This window comes from Actinomadura logoneensis (assembly GCF_003428695.1).
Classification (GTDB): Bacteria; Actinomycetota; Actinomycetes; order Streptosporangiales; family Streptosporangiaceae; genus Spirillospora; species Spirillospora logoneensis.
Genome location: NZ_QURH01000080.1, coordinates 1 through 4,232, shown reverse-complemented (window position 1 = coordinate 4,232; position 4,232 = coordinate 1). Strand labels below are relative to the sequence as shown.

Here is a 4,232-nt window from a genome sequence, read left to right as displayed (position 1 = left end):
CGGCCTGCCCGAGCTCGTCGCGTTCGGCGCCCTGCCGGACCGCCTCGCCGCGCTGGACCGCGCCGACCGCGCCGTCACCCGCGCCGCGTCCCGGTCCGCCTGGACGGCCGGCCTCGGCTCGGCCCTCACCGTCCTCGCGACCGGCGCGTCCGTGCTGGGCGCGCTCGCCCTCGGCGTCCCGGCCGTCCGCGCCGGGGACCTGGCCCCGATCCTGCTCGCGGTGATCGTCCTGACCCCGCTGGCGGCCTTCGAGGCCGTCGCCGAGCTCTCCCAGGCGGCCCAGCGCCTCCTGCGCGCCCGCGAGGACGCCCGCCGCGTCGCCGCCGTCCTGTCCCTCCCGGACCCGGTCACCGAGCCCGCGGCCCCCGCCCCGATGCCCGCCGGCCCGCCCCACCTGCGCATCGACGGCGTGACCGCGCGCTGGCCCGGCGCCGCGTCCGACTCCCTGCACGCACCCGGCCTCCGGCTCGACCTGCCGCCCGGCCGGCACATCGCGGTCATGGGGGAGAGCGGCGTCGGCAAGTCCACCCTCGCCGCCGTCCTCGCCCGCTTCCTCGACTACGGGGGCTCGGTCACCCTGAACGGCGTGGAACTGCGCGACCTGCCGTCCGACGAGGTCCGGCGCGTCATCGGGCTCGGCGGCCAGGACTCGCACGTCTTCGACACGACCGTCGCCGAGAACGTCCGGCTGGCCCGCCCCGGCGCGTCCGACGAGGACGTCGCGGACGCCCTGCGCCGCGCCGGCCTCGGCCCCTGGCTCGACACCCTCCCCGAGGGCCTGGCCACCCGCGTCGGCGAGCACGGCTCGGCGGTCTCCGGCGGCCAGCGCCAGCGCATCGCCCTGGCCCGCGCCCTGCTGGCCGACGTCCCCGTCCTCGTCCTGGACGAACCGGACGCCCACCTGGACGACCGCACCGCCGTCACCGTCCTGACCGACCTCCTGGAGGCCGCCGCCGACCGCACGGTCATCCTCATCACCCACCGCGACGCCCGCCCCGCCGACGACCCCGTCCTCCAGTCCGTCGACCAGATCGTCACCCTGACCTAACGAACCGGCCCCCGCGCGTAGAACGCCTTGCAGGTTCCTCCGACGACGTCCGTCGCGACCTCGAGCAGGGTGCGTCCGTCCCCGGACGGCAGCAGCGACGAGCTGTAGTTCTGGCACGGCAGGACCAGCCTGCGCTGCTCGGGGGTCAGCCTGGCGTCCCGGAAGTTCGTGAGCCTGACCGGGGAGGCGATCGTCCGCCAGCGGCCCGCGCCGCCCGCGTCGTTCACCAGCAGCGTCGTGCCGCTGGCCTTGGCGTCCACCTTCGCGGGGGACCACTCGACCAGGCGCGCGACGAGCAGCAGCCGTCCCCTGGAGCCGCCGCCCTTCGTCCAGGCCAGCGTCGGCGCGTGGGCGAGCTCCCGCCCGTCCACCGTGCGGACGAGCGTCCCCGGCTTGCGCGCGTCGCCCCAGTTCCAGCCGTCCTTGGAGGTCCGGAAGTAGACGCGGCAGCCGTGCCCCGCCGCCGTGGGCGTGGTGTCGCAGTACTCGAACACCATCGCGTAGCCCCTGCCCGGGTAGTGCCGCACGACCGGCATGCCGGGCGAGTCCTTCGTGCCGCCGAGCGCGACGGTCTGGGACTTCCCGCTCCACGAGTCCCCGCCGTCGAGCGACCGGACCCGGGCCAGCGCCTGCCCGTACTTCTTCTGCGTCTTGTCGGAGAAGTGGACCACCAGGCCCCCGCCCGCCGCCGAGAACTCCGGCTCCCAGACGCCGTGCCCGCCCGTCCCCGACACGATCGGCCTCGGCAGCGGCCTCCACGTCCGCCCGTAGTCGGTGCTGCGCCAGCCGAGGATCGCGGAGTGCGGGTTCGGCCTGGTCTCGCCACCGCCCAGGGAGTTCACCGACGTGGCCCAGACCAGCGTGCCGGCCCGGTACCGGCCGAGCTTCTGCGGATACTCGAACAGGGTGGAGCAGCAGGAGAACCGGCCGCTCGCCATCGGAGGACGGATCGCGCTCAGCCGGTGGAAGGTCCTGCCGCCGTCGGTGCTCTCCGAGATCGTCCCTCCGGCGTTGGTGTTCGTCGAGACGAGGATCCGTCCCCGGTGCGCCCGGTCGGCCGAGTACGCCAGCCGGACGGCCCGCGGGTACCAGGCGGGCCCGACGGGGAGGAGGGTCCCCCGGGCGACGTCCGCCGCTCCGACATTCGGCGTCCCGGCGTTCCGCGTTCCGACGTCGCTTGCCGCGACCACCCCGGCGCTCTTCTCCCCGGCTCCGCCGAGCGCCAGCGCCGCCGCGACCGCTCCGGCGAGAGCCGTGGCCCCCGCCGCCGCGCCGACGGCTCCGTTCCGCTTCGTGATCATCCGGGCAGGTTACCGACGCGCGATCACCCCGGCTCCCGAAGGCCGCTACCGGTCAATCCAGTCACTTCACGACTTGCCGGGGCAGGGGGCGCTTTTGAGGCCGCAGCCGGTGCAGGCGGACGGGCCGCATCCCAGGGTCTCCAGCTGGATCCGGCCGCGGCGGCTCAGGTGGCCGAGGATGGCCTCGACCTCGGAGCGGTCCAGGCCGGTGGTGCGGGCGATCTCGGCGGGGGTGGCGGCGCCGCCGGAGACGGCGTTGAGCACACCGCGCATGGGGGTCGTCACAGGAGCCTCCCGATCTGGAACACCGCGAGCGCGAGGACCCAGGCGATGGCGAGCTGCATGCCCATCCCGTAGAGGGTCAGGCGGCGGCCGATCGCCTGCCACTGCGTCGCGACGGTCGTCATGCAGGGGGTGTAGGCGAGCAGGAAGACCAGGAACGCGAGGGCCGCCGGGGTGGGGTGGCCGCCCGAGGTCCGCTCGAACGTCGCCTTGATCCGGTCGCCGAGCGCCCCGGGCCGGTGGTCGTCGCCCGGCTCGGCCACGGCGTAGGTCTGCGCCATGGTCGCGACCACGGCCTCCTTCGCGACGAACCCGGTGACCATCGCGGCGGCCGGGTGCCAGTCGCCGAAGCCCAGCGGCTCGAACGCGGGCGCGACCGCGCGGGAGATCCCGGCCATCGCGCTGTCGTCGATCGGGCCCTTGCCGAACGGCTCGCCCTGCAGCGAGATCGACGACAGCAGCCACACCGCGGTGACCGTCCCGACGATGATCCCGGACGCCGTGCGCAGGAAGCCGCGCAGCCGCACCCAGGTCTGCGCCGCCGTCACCCGGACGGTCGGCACCCGGTACGGCGGCAGCTCCAGGACCAGCGGCTCGTGCGTGACGTCCCGGAACAGCGTGCGGCGCAGCAGCAGCCCGACCGCGACCACCATGACGATCGACAGGACGTACATGCCGAACACGACCGTCCCGGCCATGGAGCCGAAGAAGACCGACGCCATCAGCACGTACACGACCAGCCGCGCGCTGCACGACAGGTAGGGGATGACCAGCCCGAGCAGCAGCCGCTGCCGCGCGTTCGGCAGGATCCGGGTCGCCGACAGCGCCGGAACGTTGCACCCGAAACCGACCAGCAGCGGCAGGAACGCCCGGCTGGGCAGGCCCATCGTCCGCATCAGCCGGTCGGCGAGGAACGCGGCCCGCGCCAGGTAGCCGGAGTCCTCCAGCAGGGTCATCAGGACGAACATGACGATCATCAGCGGGATGAACGACAGCACCTGCCCCACGCCGCCGACCAGCCCCTGGACGACCAGGCCGTTCAGCCAGGCCGGGGCCCAGGAGAGGGCGGCGTCCGCGCCGCGGGTGACCGGCCCGTCGAACAGCGCGGCCAGGCCGTCCTGGAGGGGCTTGGCGAAGGTCGTGGTGGCGCTGAACACCGCCCACATGACGGCGAGCAGGATCGGCAGCCCGAAGACGCGCGAGGTGAGGACGCGGTCGACCTTGTCGGTGCGGGTGTCGGCGTCCGCGGACGCGTCCCGCCGGACGGACGCCTCCAGCACCTCGTGCGCCCACGCGTAGCGCTGGTCGGCGAGGGCGGCGTCGGCGTCCCACAGGTCGTCGTCGGGGTCGCCGGTCGCGGCGGCGAGGCGGTCGCCGAGCCGGGCCGCCTCGGCCTGGACGGCCTCCGGCGTCTCCTCCGGGAGGTCGCCGCTGAGCAGCGCGGTCGCCAGCCAGCGGCGGGGCAGGCCGTCAAGCTGCGGGACGTCCGCGACGACCGCCTCCAGCTCCGCCAGCACCGGCTCCGCCGCGCCGAGCCGCGGCGGGACGGGCGGGCGCGGGTCGTCCAGCAGCCCCGCGACGGCGGCGGCCAGCTCGTCCAT

4 protein-coding genes are annotated in these 4,232 nt (G+C 75.1%); 1 reads left to right on the top strand and 3 read right to left on the bottom strand.

Annotated features, from left to right (window positions below; all coding sequences use genetic code 11):
• On the top strand, positions 1 to 1,048 hold a 1,048-nt coding region (cydC, locus tag DZF91_RS03945), incomplete at its 5' end, for a thiol reductant ABC exporter subunit CydC (RefSeq protein ID WP_117356135.1).
• Here the strand turns inward: cydC and DZF91_RS03940 are convergent.
• The 3 genes from DZF91_RS03940 to feoB all read right to left on the bottom strand — a co-directional run.
• The gene (locus DZF91_RS03940) at positions 1,045 to 2,349 is read right to left on the bottom strand and encodes a beta propeller repeat protein (protein WP_117356134.1); all 1,305 of its coding nucleotides are present in this window, start codon (positions 2,347 to 2,349) and stop codon (positions 1,045 to 1,047) included. The genes cydC and DZF91_RS03940 overlap by 4 nt on opposite strands.
• Before the next feature lie 66 nt (positions 2,350 to 2,415).
• Positions 2,416 to 2,634 carry a FeoC-like transcriptional regulator gene (locus tag DZF91_RS03935; protein WP_117356133.1) on the bottom strand — a complete coding sequence of 73 codons (219 nt, stop codon included), beginning with the start codon at positions 2,632 to 2,634 and terminating at the stop codon, positions 2,416 to 2,418.
• Positions 2,631 to 4,232 (bottom strand): ferrous iron transport protein B (gene feoB, locus DZF91_RS03930; protein ID WP_117356132.1); only part of this gene is annotated, 1,602 nt, incomplete at its 5' end. The genes DZF91_RS03935 and feoB, both read right to left, overlap by 4 nt.

What these genes read in the sequence shown, in the direction of transcription:
- DZF91_RS03940 (WP_117356134.1), bottom strand. Translation starts at nt 2,349, where the DNA reads ATGATCACGAAGCGGAACGGAGCCGTCGGCGCGGCGGCGGGGGCCACG.